This window comes from Rhizobium sp. USDA 3886, assembly GCF_056279785.1.
The window spans coordinates 693,183-711,913 of the sequence record NZ_JBWCDC010000003.1 but is presented as its reverse complement, the minus strand read 5'-3'; the positions used below and the strand labels follow the sequence as shown (position 1 = coordinate 711,913).

Genomic DNA, 18,731 nt, shown 5'->3' with positions numbered 1-18,731 from the left:
CGCAACTATGGCAAATTCCAGCAGAGACTGGACGGCCTCAAGGGCTTGCAGCGCGGTCACATCAAGTTGGCGACGACTATTGGATTGGGCGGAGGCCCAATGGCAAAGATCGCTCATGATTATACGGAGCGGAATCATGGCGTACAGTTCCGCGTGCGCGCCCTTTTTGCAGATGGCATTCCAAACTCCGTCTTGTCCGGTGAAGTGGATCTGGGTCTGGGCTTCAATCTGCAACCGCATCCAGGGCTTAGAACGCTCTTTCAGTTCGATATTCCGATTGGACTGGTGGTGAGTCCGGACCATGAGTTGGCAGCGAGATCCATAGCGCGAATAGGTGACGCGGTCCGATTTCCCATGGTTCTGCCGGAACCGAACATGAGCCTGCGTACGCATATCGACATCGCTCTGTCGCGACTGACTCTCGTACCAGCCCCTATACTGGAAACCAATTCCATCGAAATGATCAAGATGATGATCCGCCTAAGCAATGCCGTCGCTTTCATGAACCCGCTCGATATCGGGATGGAGCGCGCTGAGGACCTTCTGCGATATATCCCGTTGGCGGAAACATCGGCCCAGTCTTTGAAGTTGGTCACACGAACGCGAGGGTCCATCGACCCTGCAACCAGCCGCTTCGTCGAATATCTCCGCCACCATGTGACTGATCTCGTCGCGGCTTCACCCTCGCTTGACCGAGAGCAAAAAAGCACAACAGCAGGATAAATTTGGTGCTTTGGAGATGCTGCCCGTTTTGTTAGCGTTGCTAAAAATGAGGGCAGAAAATGAATTTTGCGAAACGATTTTACTGGGAAGAGCGCACCACACTGGAATTTGCTGCGTTGGCTGCGGAAAATTCCATTGCCATCCTACCCGTTGCTGCAACAGAACAGCATGGTCCTCACCTGACCGTGGCAACCGACAGTGCCATCGGCCGCGGAATGCTGGAATGCCTAAGAGAGCGCATTCCCGAGGATATTTCGGTATCGGTGCTACCTCTTCAGGCCATAGGAAAGTCGAACGAGCATCATCTCGCCCCGGGAACCCTGACCGTCCCGACCGAAGCGCTCATTACGTTCTGGTTCAGCCTGGGCGAGTGCGTTCACAAAGCCGGTCTGCGCAAGATGCTGATCGTCAACTCGCACGGCGGCAACAACCCGGTTATGGATATCGTTGCCCGAGAGCTGCGCGCCAAGCTGAATATGCTTGTGGTGACGACGCAATGGAATCGCTTCGGCTTTCCAGACGGCACCATCGATGACGCCGAACGCCGGTATGGCGTGCACGCAGGCAAGGCGGAGACCTCACTCATGCTGCATTTCCGGCCGGACCTTGTTCGCATGTCGCAGGCGAAAAACTTCGCGTCTGCATCAACCTTGCTGGAAGAGTCTTGTACTCACCTTCGAGCAACCGCCCAGCACAATATGGCTTGGTTAATCCATGACCTGAATCCCGAGGGAGCTGTTGGCAATGCCGCCGCCGGTACCGCCTCAGTCGGCAAAGCTATCGCCGAGCACCAGGTCGATGGCATGATTGCACTCCTGCGTGATATGCGCGAATTCGATCTCGATCGTCTCGTCAGGGAACTTCCGGAATCTTCCACAGCCCAGTCCAAGACAAGGCTGATCGCATGACCAATCTGGCGCAACTGAAGGCCGAACTGGCGGATATCCCGCAAGTTTCGTCCGAAATGATCCGGGCGAAAAGCCGCGATTTCTTCTGGTTCTCGCCGATTTTGAAGTCGGAGCTGAGCGACAAGGTTGCCGACTTGGTCGTGGTTCCGGAAAACCGGGAACAACTGGCGAAGGTCGCGAGCGCGTGCGCCAAATGGCGCATACCGTTGACCGTCCGAGGTGGTGGAACCGGCAATTACGGGCAGGCGGTACCGCTGCAGGGCGGCGTTGTACTCGACATGACAGGTATCAACAGGATCATCTCCTCGGCCCCCGGCGTCGGGCGGTTCGAGGCTGGATGCCGCCTGCTCGATATCGACAAGTCCCTGAAGCCGATGGGCTGGGAAATGCGGCTTTTTCCGTCTACCCGGCGCTTTGCAACCATCGGGGGCTATATTGCCGGCGGCGCCGGCGGTATCGGGTCCTGCACCTGGGGGCAGCTGGCGGATCCGGGCGCGGTGCTTGCCGTCGAGCTGCTGACGGTCGAAGAGACGCCGCGGACCATACAGCTGCGTGACCGGGATGCCCTGAAGGTGCTCCATGCCTATGGCATGAACGGCATCCTCACGGAGATCGAAATGCCGCTCGCGCCCAGGCAGCCGTGGGCCGAAGGCCTCGTGGTTTTCCCGGACTTCGCCAAAGCGGTTCGGTTTGCCTATCATCTGACCGCCGCGGAAGGTATCGCCAAGAAGCTTGTTTCTATCCACGAACCGGCCATCTCCCCGTATTTCGGCAAACTCGCAAGCCATATTCCCGCCGGATTGGCTGTCGCTATCCTGATGGTCAACGAGCCCCAGATGCCGATGACCGCAGCAATGGCAGCGGATTTCGGCGGAGAACTTGTTTTCGAGCGATCCGCCGTTGACGCCGAGCGCGCGGCATTCGAAGGAGGTGTGGGACTGCCGCCGCTCTACGAGTTCACCTGGAACCACACCACATGGCGCGCCATGCGGACCGATCCGACGCTAACCTACCTTCAGCTTCGTTTTCCCGCTGGCGACGAAGAACGGCTCGTCGCCGAACTGCAGCGCAGCTTTGGCAGCGAAATGATGCTGCACCTTGAATTCCAGCGGCGCAATGGTCGCGTCTTCGTGTCCAGCCTGCCGTTGGTCCGGTTCAATTCCCCGGAACGCCTGGGCGCGCTCATGCTCGAAATCGAGGCTCTGGGTATCCAGATCTCGAACCCTCACACTTTCCTGCTTGATGGTGCCGGCTGGAAGCGCACAGACGCACCGCAGGCCGAATTCAAGCAGATTGCCGATCCTTTTGGGCTTCTCAATCCAGGAAAGCTGAAAGCCCAGCTCTCGGCTGCATAAACCGTCAAAAATAAATATGGGGATCAAAATGAAAATGTTCAAAATCTTCGCCGCTGCAACGTTCCTGCTGACAGCGTCAGCGACGGCTCATGCTGCTGAGACCGTCAACGTACGATACTCTTGGAAACTCAAGGGTGAATATGCCGCCTTCTATGTCGCCAAGGAAGAAGGCCTTTTTCTAAAGCAGGGCTTGGACGTCTCGCTGGGCGAGGGCGCTGGCGCACCTGCAGCGCTCGCCGGTCTTCTGCAGGGAAGCGAGGATGTCGTGGTGCTGCCGGCGGCTTTTGCGCTGACCGCCATTTCCAAGGGAATGCCGATCAAGATCATCGCGCTTTACCACCCGAAGACGCCGCTCGGGATCATGTCCTTCCCGGACAAACCAGTTCGCAAACCCTCCGATCTTGAAGGGAAAAGCTTCATCGTGGCCCCCGGCGACACGATTGCCGCCTATCTGCCGGCGTTCTGCAAAGTGAACAATGTCGATTGCGACAAGATCAAGAAGGTATCGGTCGGGATCGAAGCTCGCAACAGCCAGTTCCTGTCGCGCAATGTCGACGTCATCGGCACCTACCTGAACGTCGACGGACCACTTCTGGAACAGCAGGCGAAACAGCCGCTTGTGACGCTGAGCCTGGCAGACAACGGGCTGGTGCTCCCCGGCCTCTCGATTGTCACCAGCGATGCCAAAATCAGCAACCAGGCAGGAAAACTCAGCAAGTTCCTGAGCGTTGTGAACCAGGGCATCAGCATCATGAAGGAAAAGCCGGCGGTCGCGGCCGAAGAGCTCACTAAAAACTGGGCCGCTCCGCCCTCCAAGGATATCGTGGAAAAGCAGGTAGTCGAGACCGGCCATGCAATTCCTCAAGTGGCCGGAAAGCCCTACGGCTGGGTCGATCCGGAGCTGCTTCAGCAGGCGGTCGAGCTTCTTAAGAGCGTCGGCGAAATCCCCGAGGTAAAGCCACTCGACACCTACTACACCAACAATCTTCTGACAGCCGAGTGATGCAAAGAAGTCTAACGGAGGTCGCCATGTGGAGGTCGCCATGTCCTTAGTTGGTAGTTCACAGTCCCCGGGTCACTTAGTGAGGCCGTTGGTGAAAGACGAAAAGGCACAGGCAGCGAGGGTTCGGCGGGCAAGGCAAACGCTGGCCCTGGAACGACTAGCGGCTCCGGCTCTAGCTGCGGTTCTCCTTCTTTCGTGGGAGCTCGTGAGCCGTTATTCCGGCATCAGCGATTTCGTTCTACCGCGCCCTTCCGCCATCCTTATGCGCATGCTTGCGGATCATCGTCTCCTGCTTGGCCACGCCGGTACGACTGCGGTTGAGGTATTAGGCGGGTTTACGCTTGCGGTATTCGCAGGTGTAGGCATCGCTTTGGCGGTATTCTACTCCCGTATCGTTGAAGTCGCGCTCTATCCTATTCTGATCGCGTTTCAGACCGTCCCGAAGGTCGCTCTGGCGCCATTAATCGTCTTGTACTTCGGCTATGGGTGGGGGCCGAAGCTTTTCCTGTCCTTTTTCATCTCCTTCTTCGCGATTGTGGTTGCGACGGTGGTAGGGCTGCAAAGCCTTGATCGTGGCTATGCGAACCTGGTCCGCGCCATGGGTGCTTCCGAATGGCAAATCTTCCTGAAGGTTCGATTGCCGGCTGCGCTTCCCAGTATCTTCGGCAGCTTGAAGGTTGCACTGACGCTGGCAGTGATCGGCGCCGTGCTTGGGGAATATGTCGCGGCTGAGCGAGGCCTGGGCTACATCCAGCTCCAGGCCAATGCCAACTTCGACACAACACTCAATTTTGCGGCCGTGGTTTCGATCGCCTTGTTGGGCGTCAGTCTTTATACGCTGCTCCTGCTCGCCGAGCGGGCGCTGGTCGCCAAGCGAGTTTCCAGCCGATGAATGCAGACCTGAAAATCCCGAAATCTGCGGTTCGCCAGTCCCGCTCTTCAGCCAATGGCCTCCTCGTAGAGCTGGAAGGCGTTTCAAAAAGCTTTGAATCCACGGCAGGCGAAGAGGTCCAGGCGCTCGGCGACATGGACCTCCGTATCGAACCCGGCGAATTCGTGGCAATCGTCGGGCCGAGTGGCTGCGGCAAAAGTACGTTGCTTTCGATGCTGGCAGGCCTTGAACATCCCTCAACCGGAGTGCTGAAGATCGACAAGGAGGTTTTGACCGGACCTCATCCACACGCCGGCGTCGTCTTTCAGACCGATTATCTTCTTCCTTGGCGAACGGTCCTTGATAACGTTCTACTCCCAATCGAGATCAAGAAGCTCGATCGTAAGGCCCATATTCCAATCGCGGAAAAGCTGCTCGACCAGGTGGGGCTGGGAGGGTTCGGATCGAAACAGCCGTTCGAGCTTTCCGGCGGAATGCGGCAGCGCGCCGCGATCTGCCGCGCCATCATTCAGAGGCCCGGCCTTCTGCTTTTGGATGAACCTTTCGGCGCTCTGGATGCCTTAACGCGGGAGCAGATGATCTCCGATCTCCAGGCGCTTTGGATGCGGCTTGGCAACACGGTCGTTTTCATCACGCACGGCATTGATGAGGCGATTTTCCTGGCCGACCGGGTAATTGTTCTTTCGCCCCGGCCGGGCCGGATCGACCTTGAGATCAAAATTGACCTGCCAAGGCCGCGGGTCTGGGCAGACGCTCACCTTCATCCACAATTCCACGACGCCATGGTGGAAATTCGCCGCTGTTTCGAGCGGCGTGGCGTTCTTCGCAGTTCGACACCTGACTTAAACAAAGAGGGAACCTGATAATGCTTCTCTATTCTCCTCCGAAAGCCGCGACCTCTATTCCCGTAATCGACATCAGCGACACGACCGAAACCGGCAAGCGGAAAGCTGCGGACGAGATCCATCGCGCCTGCCGGGAAACTGGCTTTTTCTACGTGTCTCAGCACGGCGTTCCTGCAGAGCTCACTGCGGGTCAGTTTGCAGCTTCAAAGGCGTTCTTCGACCTGCCACTTGAGCAGAAGATGGCCCTGCACATGGGAAACTCGCCGGCTACCGCCGGTTACGAGCCGGTCGGAGGTCAGGTTCTCGATAGCCAGGACGACAAGAACACCAAGGGTCCGCCCGACCTTAAGGAAAGCTTCTATTCCGGCGCCGAGCTGGCGGAGACGGATCCTTGGTACCAGCGGCGTATCCGCGCCTTCGGTCATAACCAATGGCCGGATTTGCCGGGATTTCGCGAGCAAAATCTTGCCTACCGCAAGGCGGTCTCGGACCTCGGTGACCGTATTCTCGCCCTGAAGGCATTGTCGCTGGATCTTGACGAAAACTGGTTCAAGTCGTTCTACGACGCTCCCTCGGCAACATTGCGCATGATTAAGTATCCGCCGCAGCCGTCAGGTGTTCACTTCAATCAGATTGGCGCCGGGGCCCATACCGACTGGGGTGGCATCACAATTCTGGCGCACGATGACGTTGGCGGTCTCGAAGTCCGCAATGCCGATCACGAGTGGATCACGGCTCCCCCGGTGGAAGGAACGTTCATCATCAACCTCGGTGACCTGATGGCTCGCTGGACCAACGGCATCTATAACTCTAACATGCATCGCGTGAACAATAACGTGAGCCAAAAGGACCGGTATTCGATACCCTTCTTCTATTCTCCGAATCCGGATGCGGTCATCGAAGCGATCCCTACCTGCGTTACTCCCAACAACCCCCGCCAGTTCGCGACCTGCACGGCAGCGGAACATATCGGTGAAATGTTCCGCCGCTCATATTCGCTGGCTAAGATTGCTTGAAGAATTCTCAGTAAGCCGTGCTCGACCCTCGCTATCCAAAGCTTCAAAGGAGTCAGATCCAGTGGAGCAACGCCTGAGAACTTCGGGTCTGGTGCGGAGCTAAGCGATTGGGCGCCCGCGAGCGGGCGGCCCAATCGCCGCGGCGTCGAGACCGTCGACAACCCCGGCTGAACACCTGAAGACTAGCTTGGTGCAGGCCATGCGAACTGTCGCTCTCTGCCTATTGGAGCAATCCCTGGACGAACCGATCGACCGCCTGTGTGTAGCTCCCTGATTTGCCGAGATCCTCGTTAATGGCGGAATGGCTCTTGGCTACCGGCAACACCCCGGCGCGAACTCCGACCGTTCTGGCTCCGGCTTCAAAGCCTTCTGCCTGAGCACAGGACGTGCGACGCGTTGACGAACATACCAGCAGCATCGGTTGCGCTGCGGGCCGAAGCTGGGCGCTAGGCGATGCTCGCCGCCAGGACCTGGAGGGCTCTCTCATCAAGCGGTTCAACGACCATTATGATCTGGTCAGGCAGCCGCTCGGCATGAGATGGGACTTTCTGAACGGCTATGTGGAGAGACATCTCTGAGCGCCGCTCCGCCGCGACCTCGTCGGGAATCGGCAAGGCCCGCATTTTTCTAGGCGTGGTGAGAATTTTGATTGCACCATCGGCCATGCGTCCGGTTATTTGCATTTCGGCTTGTATTCTTCCGATGCCATCATCTCAAATGCCGTTTTCTTTTTACGCATTCCCTGATGTAATCATCGGATGGTCAAATCTCCGCCACCAAAACCGCTGCTCGCCACCGATATGCCGGTTCGTTCAAGAGCCCGCAAGCCGCGAGATCCGGCCCAGCCGAACCTTCCCCTCGATCCCATGCCCGCGCGCATCGAGCCATGTCTGGCACTTGCAAAAGCGAAGCCGCCGAAGGGACCAGACTGGGTCTTCGAAATCAAATGGGACGGATATCGTCTCGCGGTGCACATCGAACCCAGGCGCGTCCGGATCATCACGAGAGGCGGGCATGATTGGACGCATCGCTTTCCGGCGATAGCAGAAGCCGCAAAGCAGCTCGGCGTGGCTACTGCGATACTTGACGGCGAGGCAGTCGTTCTCGACGAGCAGGGGCGGCCGAATTTCGGATTGCTGCAGCAATCGCTTGGCGGGCGTGGCGGCAAACGCACGTCCGGCGAAGCACTCTTCATGGCTTTCGACCTGCTCTACTTCGATGGACATGACCTCACCGAGATGGAATTGTCCGGAAGGCGTCATCTGCTCGAAGATCTGGTCGCCGGCAAGGAAGGCGACATTCGAGTTTCCGAAGAGGTCGAGGCAGACGGCGATCAACTGCTTGCTGCCGCGTGCGAGCACGGCCTCGAGGGCATCATCGCCAAGAACCGGCACAGCACTTACCGCTCCGGCCGCCTCGGCGATTGGTTGAAGATCAAATGCCTCCAGAGCGACAGCTTTGTGATCGTCGGCTATGAACAGTCCATGGTCGCGCGGGCTGGAATCGGCTCCCTTCTGCTTGCGGCGCGCAAGGGCGATGGGCTCGTCTATGTCGGGAATGTCGGGACCGGCTTCAAGGAAAGTGTCGCATGGGAGCTGCGCTCTATGCTTGATCGCCTGACGGTGAAGAAGCCGCCCGTCGAATACAAGGACCGATCGAAGGGTATTGTCTGGGTGCAGCCGACGCTGATTGCTGAGGTCGAATACCGGGCATGGACGCACGACGGGAAGCTGCGACATTCGTCATACAAGGGGCTGCGCGAAGTGCAGGACAACGCGGCGATTTACGAGATCGAGTGACCGAATCGAAAGCATTGTGCTTCAGCGATCTTACGGCGGTTCAGATTGTCTCCTGCATGCCAGACCGCCAGTGAGGGCTTCGGTTTAAGCTCGAAACCCTCACGCTCATGTCCCTAGCGTGTCAGACTTGTGCCAGGCCCCCATCGACGAAGACCTCGCCGCCGGTCATGAAGCTGCTGTCCGAGGATGCCAGGAAGGCAGCCACCGCCCCCGTCTCCGCCGGGTCACCCATGCGTCCGAACACCGTCGTCGCCCCAATCGCTTCCATCCCTTCCTCGCCCAAAACCTCCAGCGCCAGCTCCGTCGTGATCGGCCCCGGCGACATCACATTGACGCGGATGCCCGTGCCGCGCAGGTCCAGCGCCCAACTGCGTGCAAGGTTTCGGACGGCCGCCTTGGTTGCGCTGTAGATGCTGAACGCCGGCGTCCCCATTACCCCCGTGCTTGAACCGGTCAAGATGATCGACGCCCCCACCCTCATCAGCGGCAGGGCCTTCTGTACCGTGAACACCAAACCCTTCACATTGAGGTCGAAGATCTGGTCGTAGTGCTCGGGCGTAATCTCGCCGAGCGGTGCGAACGACCCAGTCCCGGCGTTGGCGAGTAGAATGTCGAGCCCACCGCGTTCGGTTTTGATCGTCTCATACAGCCGGTCGAGGTCGGACAGATCAGTCACCGAGCCCTGGACGGCGCGCGCCGAGGACCCCAGCTGCGCCACGCCAGCATCGAGCGTCTCCTGCCGACGGCCGAAGATGTAGACAAACGCGCCTTCCTCGATGAACCGCTTGGCGGCCCCGAGGCCGATGCCGCTTCCGCCGCCCGTCACTACTGCCGTCTTACCCTGTAGTCTGCTCATGATGTGCTCCTTCATTGAGATTGCACTAAGCTGGCGACATACCTACCCATTGACAAGTATGCACCTTTTGGTAAGTACGTAGAAATGTCATCAGATAATTCAGACCCGACCTCACCGCTGGTGCCGGTTCCGCCGCTGGCACCAACTTGTACGCCCACCCTACCTGGCTTCACCTGCGGTCTCGACGCGACTTTGCGGGTCATCGCCGGCAAGTGGAAACCGCTGATCCTGTACTTCGTTGCCCAAGGCGGCCCGACCCGATACGGCGCGCTGCGGCGAGCCGTGCGCGATGTCAGTGATAAGATGCTGATCCAGCAGCTCAAGGAGTTGGAGGCCGACGGTCTTGTGAAGCGGACCGACTACAAAGAGATCCCACCGCGGGTAGACTACAGCCTCACTCCGATGGGCCGCAGCTTGGCCGAAGCCCTTGTACCCCTCTGCTCTTGGGGCACGGAAAACATGGCCGAAGTCACTCGCCTATTCGCCGAGCGCGACGCCTTGAACAGCCGAAGGTCGGAGCCCACGCGGCAATCGGCGCGAATTGAGTAGCAATCTCGCAGGGTATTGCGCCATGTCGGACAACGGCGGGGCTGGTCGCCTTGAAAGGAGTCGAACCCAGGCCAATGATGCGCAGAAATCGAGATCTAAATGATTCAATCGACTACAGATGTGCCGCCCAACTGCAGGCGGCACAACGCTAGTTAAGCGAAAACGGACCTACCGCCCTGTCATGCTCCAAGAGCCTCGAGGAACAGCCTTTGGAAAGCTGCCGCGTCAACCCCGGTGACGATCGTGCAGTTTGGAGTCCGTCCCGCTAGATGTCGCTCGCTGACCGCGGCAACAACCTGGCCAGCGGCTGGGCCGCTGTCCGTGCAAACGGAAACGTGGCCTGTGACTGTTTCGAAAATATCCGGCGACAGCATCCAAGCGATCGCGGCGGGGTCGTGCAGGCAGTGGTCTTTGGCACCATAGTTGATGAGTAGACGGGATGCCTCGCGGGCAACCGGTGTCCCTATCGCTTCCGCTTGGTGGATCATGTCCTTGGTGATAACGGCCTGGCGGGTGACATCGAGACCGAGCATCGTCACCGGGATGCCGCTATCGAAGACGATTGCTGCTGCGTACGGATCGACCGCGAAGTTGAACTCGGCGAGCGGAGTGGTGTTGCCAGGACAAAAGGCGGCTCCCCCCATGAGTGTGATGGCGCTGACATAGTCCGGCAAATCCGGATCGAGGATCAAGGCCAAGGCTAGATTGGTCAGCGGTCCGGTGGCGCAGATATGCAGCTGGCCTTCGGCTCTCGCGATGCGCGATATCTCAACTGCCGCGTGCCCCGGAGTCAGAGGCATTTTCGGTGCCGGCAGCGGACTGCCAGCAAGGCCGTCGGAACCGTGCATGATGGAAACCCTGCCCCGTGAGGCCATGATCGGCCGCGCTGCGCCTGGATAAACCGGGATGTCCTGACGTTCAGCGAGTTCGAGGATGCGACGCGCATTATTGAGCACCGGCGCCAGGCCAACATTGCCAGCAACGCAGGTCACACCGATCATCTCGAACGCGTCAGGTCTGCCGAGCGCGACGAGCATCGCGAGTGCGTCATCCGCGCCAGGATCGCAATCATAAAGAAATCGCAGTTTGGCCATGGGCTACGCGTTCTCTACCAAAAAGCGGCCCGCTTCAGGCGCCCAACCGAAGCGTATATTCGTGCCCACTTCCACATCTCCAGCCTGAGCAGGCGCACGCGCGATGATCTCCTGCTGGCCGGCATCGATGATGACACGCAGTTCTGAACCGCCATACACGGTTTCACGCACGCGACCTTCGCAAGCCCCATCTCCGAGAGTGATCGCCTCGGGCCGCACCACGATGGCGCCCCTAATACCATCGGCCGGAGTTGCGCCTGCAATCGGTAGAGCGCCGAGCGAGGTTTGAAGCGCGCCGTTTTTGACCGTGCCGCGAACAATCGACGAAACCCCGATGAAATCGGCTACGAACAGATTTTGCGGTTCCTCGTACATCTGCCGCGGTGTACCGAGCTGCGCGATCTTGCCATTGTTCATCAGGCAGATGCGATCAGAAAGCGCAAGGGCTTCCTGCTGGTCGTGCGTCACGAAGATGATTGTGGCACCTGTCTCGCGGTGAATGCGTTTGATCTCAATCTGCATCACTTCGCGCAGCTTGGCATCCAGAGCGCCGAGCGGCTCGTCCATCAGAATGATGGTGGGATCGTAAACAAGGCAGCGCGCCAGCGCGACACGTTGTTGCTGGCCGCCGGACAGCTGGGATGGGGAGCGGTCAGCGGCATGGGCAAGCCCCACTGTTTCGAGCGCTTTCGCAACTTTCGCATCGATCTCGGCTTTGGGCAGTCCGCGCATTTTCAAGGCGAAGCCAACATTCTCAGCCACCCTCATGTGCGGGAAGAGCGCATAATTTTGAAACACCACGCCGATATCACGTTTGTTGACCGGCGCGTGGGTCTGGTCTTTCCCGTCGATGAGAACTGAGCCGGCGCTCGGATCTTGCAACCCGCAGATGAGCTGAAGAAGGGTTGTCTTACCCGAGCCGGATGGCCCAAGGAGCGTAAGCAGTTCGCCCTTCCGGACTTCGAGATCGACGTGATCAAGCGCTGTGGTGTGGCCATATATCTTCGCGAGGCCCTGAACCGTGAGCTTGGTTTCGGATGTGCGGCTAAAGGTGACTGACATGTCGAACGTGGTTCCTTTGGTCGTGATGGAGAGGAAAGTGTCCGCATATCAGCGCGGCCTTGCCTTTTCAGCGATGACGAAGAGTACGGTCACCACCGCCACGATGAAGACCGAGGCCGCAGCCAGGGTCGGAGAGATGCTGAGGATAATGTCGTCCCACATCTGCTTGGGCAGGGTCTGTTTGACACCTGCTCCGACGAAGAGAGCAATGGTCAGCTCTTCGAAAGAGTGAAGGAGACCGAAGAGGAAGGCCGCGACAGCTCCGCCTTTAACCAATGGCAGGAGCACCAGGCGGATCTGCTGCCAGCGGCTGGCACCCAGAGTGGCGGCCGCCTGCAGGAGGCGCCAATCGACGCTGCGGAAAGTTGTCAGCAGAATGACGAACACCACTGGGATAGCCGACAGCGTGTGACCGAGCACGATGCCGGCATCAGTTGCGATCAACCCCACTTTTGCCATGACGTAGAACAAGGATACGCCGATGACGATATTCGGCACGACCATCGGCAGCATGAAGGATAGGAAGACCAATCCACCGCTTTTGCGCTGCGAGCGGGCCAGGCCATAAGCGGCCATGCCCGAGATGATCGTAGCAAAGATACCGGTCGCGACCGCGATAGCCGCGGAGCGCATCGTCGCGCCCATCCATTGATCAGAGCCGAGATAGGCTCCGAACCAGCGCAGTGAGAAGCTCTTGGGTGGGAATTCGAGGAAGCTCGATCCGGAGAAGGCCATCGGCGGGAAGGCGAGGATCGGGACGATGAGAACGGCTATGACGAACCAGACGAACACCGTAAATGCTCCCTTGCCGAGGCGCGCTGGAAGAAGGCGGGCGAAGAGGTCGCTGACCGCCGCGCCGACTTCGATCATCCAGCCGCCGATAGTACCGATGAAGCCACCGCGCTTCAGTCCGGACCCGTTGCCGGAGATTGCCGACATACCGAAAAGGCGATCGTAGAGCGCGATGGTGATCAAGGTCACGGCCAGCAGCAGAGCCGCAAGCGCTCCGGCAAGACGAAGATTGAAGAGCTTTTGGACCTGCGTGATCATCATCTGGCCGATGACGGTCTCGTTCGGCGATCCAAGCAGCGCGGGCGTTATGAAGAAACCAAGGCCCATGACAAATATCAGCAGACCTGCCGCAGCCACACCCGGCATGGAAAGTGGCAGGAAGATGCGCCAAAAAGACTGGCTGCGGCTTGCACCCATGGTCATTGCCGCAGGAATAAGTCGGCCGTCAATGGACAGCATCGTCGGCAGCATGGTCAGGATGGCGACCGGCAGCATTGCATGCGCCATCCCGAAGACAACAGCCCCGCGACCGTAGAGCAGGTTGAGTTCGGTATCGAACCCCATGCCCATGAGCACCTGCGCCACGATCCCTTTGCGCGCCAGAAGCACGATCCAGGCGAAGTTCTTCAAAAGCGGGCTTACCCAGAACGGCAGCAGAACGAGCCACATCGCCATGCGCCGGCGACGCTCTTGCAGGCCTGCGAGCCAAAAAGCAATTGGGTAACCCACCAGAAGACAGACCAGCGTTACCTGCGCGGCAATCGCGAAAGTGTTTGCCAAGACCTTCACATAGACCCCGGCCGAAAACATCTGCTGATAAACGGACAAATCGAACGCGCCCGATTTGGGGTTGACGAAAGACTGCCAAATGAGCGCGCCCGCTGGAAGGATGAGCAGCAGCGCCATGTAAACCAGCCCGGGCGTCGAAAGCCACAGGCTGTCCAACCTCAAGCGCTGTCTCGTAAAGGTGTCTTTTGCGGAAAGTTCAACCATGGAAGTTCCGTGTGTTGAAATGGCCCGTTCCACTTTCGCGGATCCGGGCCACGCTTATCAGACAAACGGCCTCGCTCGGAGACGAGGCCGCAAGCTTCGGCCGTCGGTCCAGCCAGAAATCAGCCGAGTATCCACTGCTCGAAACGCTGGGTCAGCTCGTCCTGATGCTCGGCCCAGTACCCGGCGTTGAGAACGGTCAGACCCTTGATGTTGCCTGGAGCAGTGGGCAGGAGAGCAGCCTTTTCGGCACTCAAATGCTCATAGGCCTTCATATTGGTCGGGCCGCACGCCAGGATGTCGGTATAAGCCGCCTGCCGTTTGGCATCCAGGCACCACGCGATGAACTTGCGAGCGAGGTCTGCCTTCTCGGTGTTGCCGGCGATGGTCCAGCCGTCGATGTTGAAAAGGCCACCGTTCCAAACGATGCCAGCCGGCGCGCCAGCATTGATTGCGGCCTGGGCTCGGGTCGACCACGTGGACATCATGTCCAGTTCGCCATCTTTGAGCAGCTGCGTCGCATGGGCTCCCGAAGTCCACCAAAATATTGATGTGAGACTTGATCTTGTCGAGGCTTGCGAAGGCCCGGTCGACATCAAGCGGATAGAGCTTGTCGAGCGGCACGCCATCAGCGAGCAGGGCCATTTCCAGCGTTGTGACCGGGCTGCGCCACAGGCCGCGGCGGCCATTGAAAGCCTCGACGTCCCAGAAGTCGGCCCAGCTGGTGGGAACCTTCTTCAAGGTATCCTTGCGATAGCCCATGGCCAGCGCAAAGATCGCGACGCCGACGAAGTCCGGCTCAAAGGTGTTCGGGGTGAAGTCCTGCTTGTTCGGAACTTCGATGTTGAGCGGCAACATGTATTGGTCGCCGAGCTGGCGTATTCGCAGAACATGTTCCGGCGTCATCAGGGCGACATCGAACAGCTTCGTGTCGGTATCGACGGCCATCTTGTATTGCGGGATCGGGTCAGGCTCGTTGGTGTTGGTCTGGATGACGACACCGGTCTCTGCAGTGAACGTATCGTAGAAAGCGACCTTGAAACCTTCATAGAATGCGCCACCCATGTCGCGAACCGTCAGAGTTTCGCCGGCGAATACGCGCGAGCCTTTCAGGATCGTCGGCGCTGCCAGGCCGATGGCGGCAATGCCTGTTGTCGCCTTCAGAAAACCACGGCGTGAGAAATTATTGTTCATTTTGCCCTCCGGCTGTTGTTTAACCCTCGTCACCGTACATTTCTCATCAATGCGGCTTAGGTAAATTACATTTTTCCGTACATTTGCTTTGGCACATACGAAGCAGAGCCAAGATAGCCACGGCAGAACCGGTCGACAGCACGCGCGAGAACAGCATCGCAAAGCGCTAGCTGGCTTTCTGCGACAAATTCATCCGGACGGTGCCCCTGCTCCATGTTACCGGGTCCGCAAATGATCACCGGCGCTTCAAGTGCCTGCGCAAAAAGCCCGGCTTCCGTGCCAAAGCTCAGCCGGCATTGGCTGGTTTCCCCTGGTAAGCATCCAGCAAATGCCAGTACGGCGGGATCATCCACATCGGTGGCAAGCCCGGGGTAGTTGCCCGTGTCGTTGACGTCTAGTGCAGCTTCAGGGAAGTGTGTCCGATACGGCTCAAGGACCGCCTCACCAATCTTGCGGATGCGCTCCGCCAGAGCCAGCGGGTCGTCTGCCGCCATCATTCGGCATTCGATCAGCAACTCGGCCTTGTCCGGCACGAGGTTGACGACAGTGCCGCCGGCGAGCTTTCCGACATGAACCGTCGCATAAGGCACGGAGTAACCCGCCTCGCGCGGACCGCGAGCTTCGATCTCGTCCTGCAGCCGACGCAAACCCATGACGAAATCGGTTGCCAGATGCAGAGCATTGAGCGCGAGAGGCGCCTCTGCCGAATGGCGAGGCACACCCGTGGCCTTGACACGGAAAGCCATCTTACCTTTGTGTCCAAGGCCGAGCTGCATTGAGGTCGGTTCCCCGACGACGATGAGGTCCGGCCGGATACTGCGTGCTTCGATATCTTCGATCATCGGTCGCACACCGACGCAGCCGATCTCCTCATCATATGAGATGGCGATCCAGAGCGGTGCGGCAAGATGAGCCGAATGAAGCTTTTCAGCCAAAGCCATGACCGAGGCCACGAAGCCTTTCATGTCCGCGCTGCCACGTCCGTAAAGGCGCCCGTCCTTTCGGGTCATTGCAAAAGGGGGCACCGTCCAATCCTGGCCGTCGACCGGCACGACATCGACATGGCCGGAAAGCATCAGCCCGCCGGAAAAATCCGGTCCAAACCGAGCCAGAAGCGAGCTCTTCTGTCCCGTCGAATCTGGAAAACGCTCGCAGACCGCTCCCGCTTTCAACAGCGCGGCTTCGATCTCGCTGATCAGTGGCAGATTCGTCTCCGCACTTACGGTCGGATGCGCGATCAGCCGCTCCAGCCAATCCTCGGTCGACGTCACAGCTTGGCCTCTGCCGCGTCCATGGCGGCGTTGATGTCTGCGATCAATCCAGCGACTTCCGCTTCCGGTATCGACAATCGCAGACGCCGCTCAAGCGAGGTAAAAATTCCGAAGAAGGAGTTCGAGCAGTGATTGAGCATCCGCATTGCGTCTTCCGAGGAGATGTCGCAGCGGGCCACCAGATAAGCGGAAATGTGCTCGCAGGCGATGGCGTTGGGAAGCACATAGGCGGGTTGCGTGTCATAAGCGAGCCGGCGGAAGGGGAGCACGGATGGCTTCAGCTTCAGGTCGCCTCGAAGGCGCGGGGCGCGCGAGGACGCTGCGATGACAAGGTGCGCGTTGACACCTTCCAAAACCCAACGCCCAAGAGCCGGGTCCCAGATCGCCAGATCGGAGCCCTTGATAGCGATCTCAACTCGCTTGCGTTCGCCAGGCTCAAGCATTGTTTTAGCAAAGCCCTTCAACTCCTGCGGCGACCGCTTCAAACGCTTGCCTGGCGCCTGAAGATAAAGCTGCGCCACTTCCGCGCCTGCGCGTTCTCCAGTATTTGTGATCATGAAGCTGACGGTAATCTCGTCTTTCAAGCCGATTTCAGAATTTGAGAGTTTCAGGTCGGAATAAGCGAACTGGGTATAGCTCAATCCGTGGCCAAAGGGGAAAAGCGGCTCGATCTCTCGCAGGTCGTAAGCCCGGTAGCCGACGTGGATACCTTCACTGTAAACATGCCGGCCATTCTCCCCCGGATAGTGGAGGAACCCGGGCACATCTGCCAACCGCTTGGGGAAGGTCACCGAGAGCTTGCCCGAGGGATTGACCATGCCGGTCAGAAGATCGGCCACTGCCCCACCCATGGCCTGGCCTGAATAGAACGTCACGAGCACCGCGTTAACTGCGTCGATCCACGGCATCTCCACTGCGTCAGGGCAGGCCATGACGACCGCCACCTTATCCGACACCGCAGCGAGCGATGCAATCATCTCGTCCTGACCCGGACCGAGTGTCAGCGTGGAACGGTCAGAGCCTTCACCATCATAGGCTCCCTCGGTCGAGGTAAAGACCAAGACAAGGTCTGCGCTGGCTGCCAGCTTCAGCGTTTCGGCGTCGGCTTCCGGGCGGAATGTGAGGCTATGAGCCGGGCCGAGTGCCCGCTGCAGCTCATCCAGCGGCTGATCCACCATCGTCGGTATCGTCGTGGCACAACCTGATCCCTGGATTACCGGCGTTCCGGCATCGCGTCCGACCACAAGGATCTGCTGCATTGCAGGAAAGATCGGAAGAAGCCCTTGGTTGCGCACAAGCACCATGGATGCCGCCGCCATGCTGCGGGCTTCGGCATGATGTTCCTCGGGGGTATAGAAAGGCACGGGCGTTTTAGCACCCTTGTTGCATCGTTCGATCAGATCGAGCAGCCGCCGGCAGGAAAGGTCGACCACATGGACTGGGACGGCCCCGGAGTTCAAAGCTGCCAGAAGGTCTGCCTTGCGCCGCGGGCTCTCGGGCATATCGAGATCTCCGCCCGCTACAAGCGAAACCGGACGATCCTTGATCCCGTGCCAGTCCGAGACTACGACACCTTCGAAACCCCAGTCCTTGCGCAGAACCTCGTCTAGCAGCCAGGGATCCTGAGAGGCCTGAATGCCGTTCAGGCGATTATAGGAGGACATGATTGTCCAGGGCTTGGACTGCTTGATGGCGATCTCGAAACCCTTGAGATAGATCTCGCGCAGGGCACGCTCCTCCACGACGCTGTCCATCGTGGTCCGCTCGACCTCGGAATTGTTGCAAGCGAAGTGCTTCAGCGACGTGCCGACGCCCTGCGACTGGATACCCTCGATCACGGCCGCGGCGAGCTTGCCGGTCACCAGCGGATCTTCAGAATAATATTCATAGGAGCGGCCTGCCAGCGGGGTGCGGCGCAGGTTGATGCCCGGACCCAGCAGCAGGTGAACGCCCATGGCGCGGCATTCTTTGCCAAGCAACATGCCGAGGCGACGCATCAGCGCTTCGTCCCAGCTATTGCCAATGGCCGAGCCGTTGGGAAAACAGGTGGCGGGCTTCATCTCACCCCAGGCAATCGTCACGTCGCTGGCGCGCTGATTGACCACCGACAGAAAGGCGTCCACGTCCATTCCGCCGCGTTCATCGCTATCGATCTGCGGGATCGAGTAACGCACGCCGTAAGTGCCGTCAGTCATGACAATCGGCTTGATCCCATATGAGGGAATTCCCGCAGTCTTCCACATGCCGAAACCGGAAAGAAGATCAACTTTCTCTTCGTTCGACATCGCTGCGACAATGCGATCGGCTTGTTGATCTGTGAATGTGATCTTGTCCGACAAGGGAATCTCCAGGGGTATGAAGGCCGGTCATCATGGCTGCGTC

Annotated in this window: 17 protein-coding genes and 2 pseudogenes; 10 read left to right on the top strand and 9 right to left on the bottom strand. The window is 58.9% G+C overall.

Going from position 1 to position 18,731, the window contains the following annotated elements; all coding sequences use genetic code 11:
* Positions 1 to 99: 99 nt before the first annotated feature.
* The 9 genes from ACZ9BX_RS26240 (at position 100) to ligD (ending at position 8,541) form a co-directional block, all read left to right on the top strand.
* Positions 100 to 723, top strand: a complete 624-nt coding sequence (locus tag ACZ9BX_RS26240) for a LysR substrate-binding domain-containing protein (protein WP_476223045.1) — start codon at positions 100 to 102, stop codon at positions 721 to 723.
* Between the two features lie 59 nt (positions 724 to 782).
* Positions 783 to 1,631 (top strand): creatininase family protein, encoded by an 849-nt coding sequence (locus ACZ9BX_RS26235; RefSeq protein WP_476221042.1) that lies wholly within the window; start codon positions 783 to 785, stop codon positions 1,629 to 1,631.
* The gene (locus ACZ9BX_RS26230; protein WP_476221041.1) at positions 1,628 to 2,986 is read left to right on the top strand and encodes an FAD-binding oxidoreductase; all 1,359 of its coding nucleotides are present in this window, start codon (positions 1,628 to 1,630) and stop codon (positions 2,984 to 2,986) included. Before ACZ9BX_RS26235 ends, ACZ9BX_RS26230 begins: the two co-directional genes overlap by 4 nt.
* Before the next feature lie 28 nt (positions 2,987 to 3,014).
* Positions 3,015 to 3,989: an ABC transporter substrate-binding protein gene (locus ACZ9BX_RS26225; protein WP_476221040.1), complete on the top strand. Its 975-nt coding sequence runs from the start codon at positions 3,015 to 3,017 to the stop codon at positions 3,987 to 3,989.
* Between the two features lie 28 nt (positions 3,990 to 4,017).
* On the top strand, positions 4,018 to 4,881 hold the full coding sequence (locus ACZ9BX_RS26220) for an ABC transporter permease (protein ID WP_476221039.1): 864 nt from the start codon (positions 4,018 to 4,020) through the stop codon (positions 4,879 to 4,881).
* Positions 4,878 to 5,744: an ABC transporter ATP-binding protein gene (locus ACZ9BX_RS26215; protein ID WP_476221037.1), complete on the top strand. Its 867-nt coding sequence runs from the start codon at positions 4,878 to 4,880 to the stop codon at positions 5,742 to 5,744. Before ACZ9BX_RS26220 ends, ACZ9BX_RS26215 begins: the two co-directional genes overlap by 4 nt.
* Before the next feature lie 2 nt (positions 5,745 to 5,746).
* The gene (locus tag ACZ9BX_RS26210) at positions 5,747 to 6,742 is read left to right on the top strand and encodes an isopenicillin N synthase family dioxygenase (protein WP_476221035.1); all 996 of its coding nucleotides are present in this window, start codon (positions 5,747 to 5,749) and stop codon (positions 6,740 to 6,742) included.
* Between the two features lie 386 nt (positions 6,743 to 7,128).
* Positions 7,129 to 7,320, top strand: a complete 192-nt coding sequence (locus tag ACZ9BX_RS26205) for a hypothetical protein (RefSeq protein ID WP_476221033.1) — start codon at positions 7,129 to 7,131, stop codon at positions 7,318 to 7,320.
* Positions 7,321 to 7,500: 180 nt separating this feature from the next.
* Positions 7,501 to 8,541, top strand: a complete 1,041-nt coding sequence (gene ligD / locus ACZ9BX_RS26200; RefSeq protein WP_476221031.1) for a non-homologous end-joining DNA ligase — start codon at positions 7,501 to 7,503, stop codon at positions 8,539 to 8,541.
* A gap of 121 nt (positions 8,542 to 8,662) precedes the next feature.
* On the opposite strand, the gene ACZ9BX_RS26195 is transcribed toward ligD, so the two are convergent.
* Positions 8,663 to 9,397 (bottom strand): SDR family NAD(P)-dependent oxidoreductase, encoded by a 735-nt coding sequence (locus ACZ9BX_RS26195; RefSeq protein WP_132568602.1) that lies wholly within the window; start codon positions 9,395 to 9,397, stop codon positions 8,663 to 8,665.
* 84 nt (positions 9,398 to 9,481) lie between these two features.
* Between ACZ9BX_RS26195 and ACZ9BX_RS26190 the strand changes: the two genes are divergently transcribed.
* The gene (locus ACZ9BX_RS26190) at positions 9,482 to 9,946 is read left to right on the top strand and encodes a winged helix-turn-helix transcriptional regulator (RefSeq protein WP_476221029.1); all 465 of its coding nucleotides are present in this window, start codon (positions 9,482 to 9,484) and stop codon (positions 9,944 to 9,946) included.
* A 179-nt stretch (positions 9,947 to 10,125) separates the two neighbouring features.
* Here ACZ9BX_RS26190 and ACZ9BX_RS26185 read toward each other — a convergent pair whose 3' ends face one another.
* From ACZ9BX_RS26185 to ACZ9BX_RS26150, 8 genes and pseudogenes are all read right to left on the bottom strand, one after another.
* Positions 10,126 to 11,040 carry a nucleoside hydrolase gene (locus tag ACZ9BX_RS26185; RefSeq protein ID WP_476221027.1) on the bottom strand — a complete coding sequence of 305 codons (915 nt, stop codon included), beginning with the start codon at positions 11,038 to 11,040 and terminating at the stop codon, positions 10,126 to 10,128.
* Positions 11,041 to 11,043: 3 nt separating this feature from the next.
* Positions 11,044 to 12,102, bottom strand: coding sequence for an ABC transporter ATP-binding protein (locus ACZ9BX_RS26180; protein WP_476221025.1), 1,059 nt, complete (start codon positions 12,100 to 12,102; stop codon positions 11,044 to 11,046).
* A 48-nt stretch (positions 12,103 to 12,150) separates the two neighbouring features.
* The gene (locus ACZ9BX_RS26175; protein WP_476221023.1) at positions 12,151 to 13,887 is read right to left on the bottom strand and encodes an ABC transporter permease subunit; all 1,737 of its coding nucleotides are present in this window, start codon (positions 13,885 to 13,887) and stop codon (positions 12,151 to 12,153) included.
* 119 nt (positions 13,888 to 14,006) lie between these two features.
* Positions 14,007 to 14,141 (bottom strand): hypothetical protein, encoded by a 135-nt coding sequence (locus ACZ9BX_RS26170; RefSeq protein ID WP_476223136.1) that lies wholly within the window; start codon positions 14,139 to 14,141, stop codon positions 14,007 to 14,009.
* 33 nt (positions 14,142 to 14,174) lie between these two features.
* Positions 14,175 to 14,369 (bottom strand): annotated as a pseudogene (locus ACZ9BX_RS26165) (extracellular solute-binding protein); the annotation flags it as partial.
* Between the two features lie 121 nt (positions 14,370 to 14,490).
* A pseudogene (locus tag ACZ9BX_RS26160) lies at positions 14,491 to 14,949 on the bottom strand (extracellular solute-binding protein); the annotation flags it as partial.
* Positions 14,950 to 15,143: 194 nt separating this feature from the next.
* On the bottom strand, positions 15,144 to 16,349 hold the full coding sequence (gene argE / locus ACZ9BX_RS26155; protein ID WP_476221021.1) for an acetylornithine deacetylase: 1,206 nt from the start codon (positions 16,347 to 16,349) through the stop codon (positions 15,144 to 15,146).
* Positions 16,346 to 18,688 (bottom strand): glycoside hydrolase family 3 C-terminal domain-containing protein, encoded by a 2,343-nt coding sequence (locus tag ACZ9BX_RS26150; protein WP_476221020.1) that lies wholly within the window; start codon positions 18,686 to 18,688, stop codon positions 16,346 to 16,348. Before ACZ9BX_RS26150 ends, argE begins: the two co-directional genes overlap by 4 nt.
* Positions 18,689 to 18,731 lie beyond the last annotated feature (43 nt).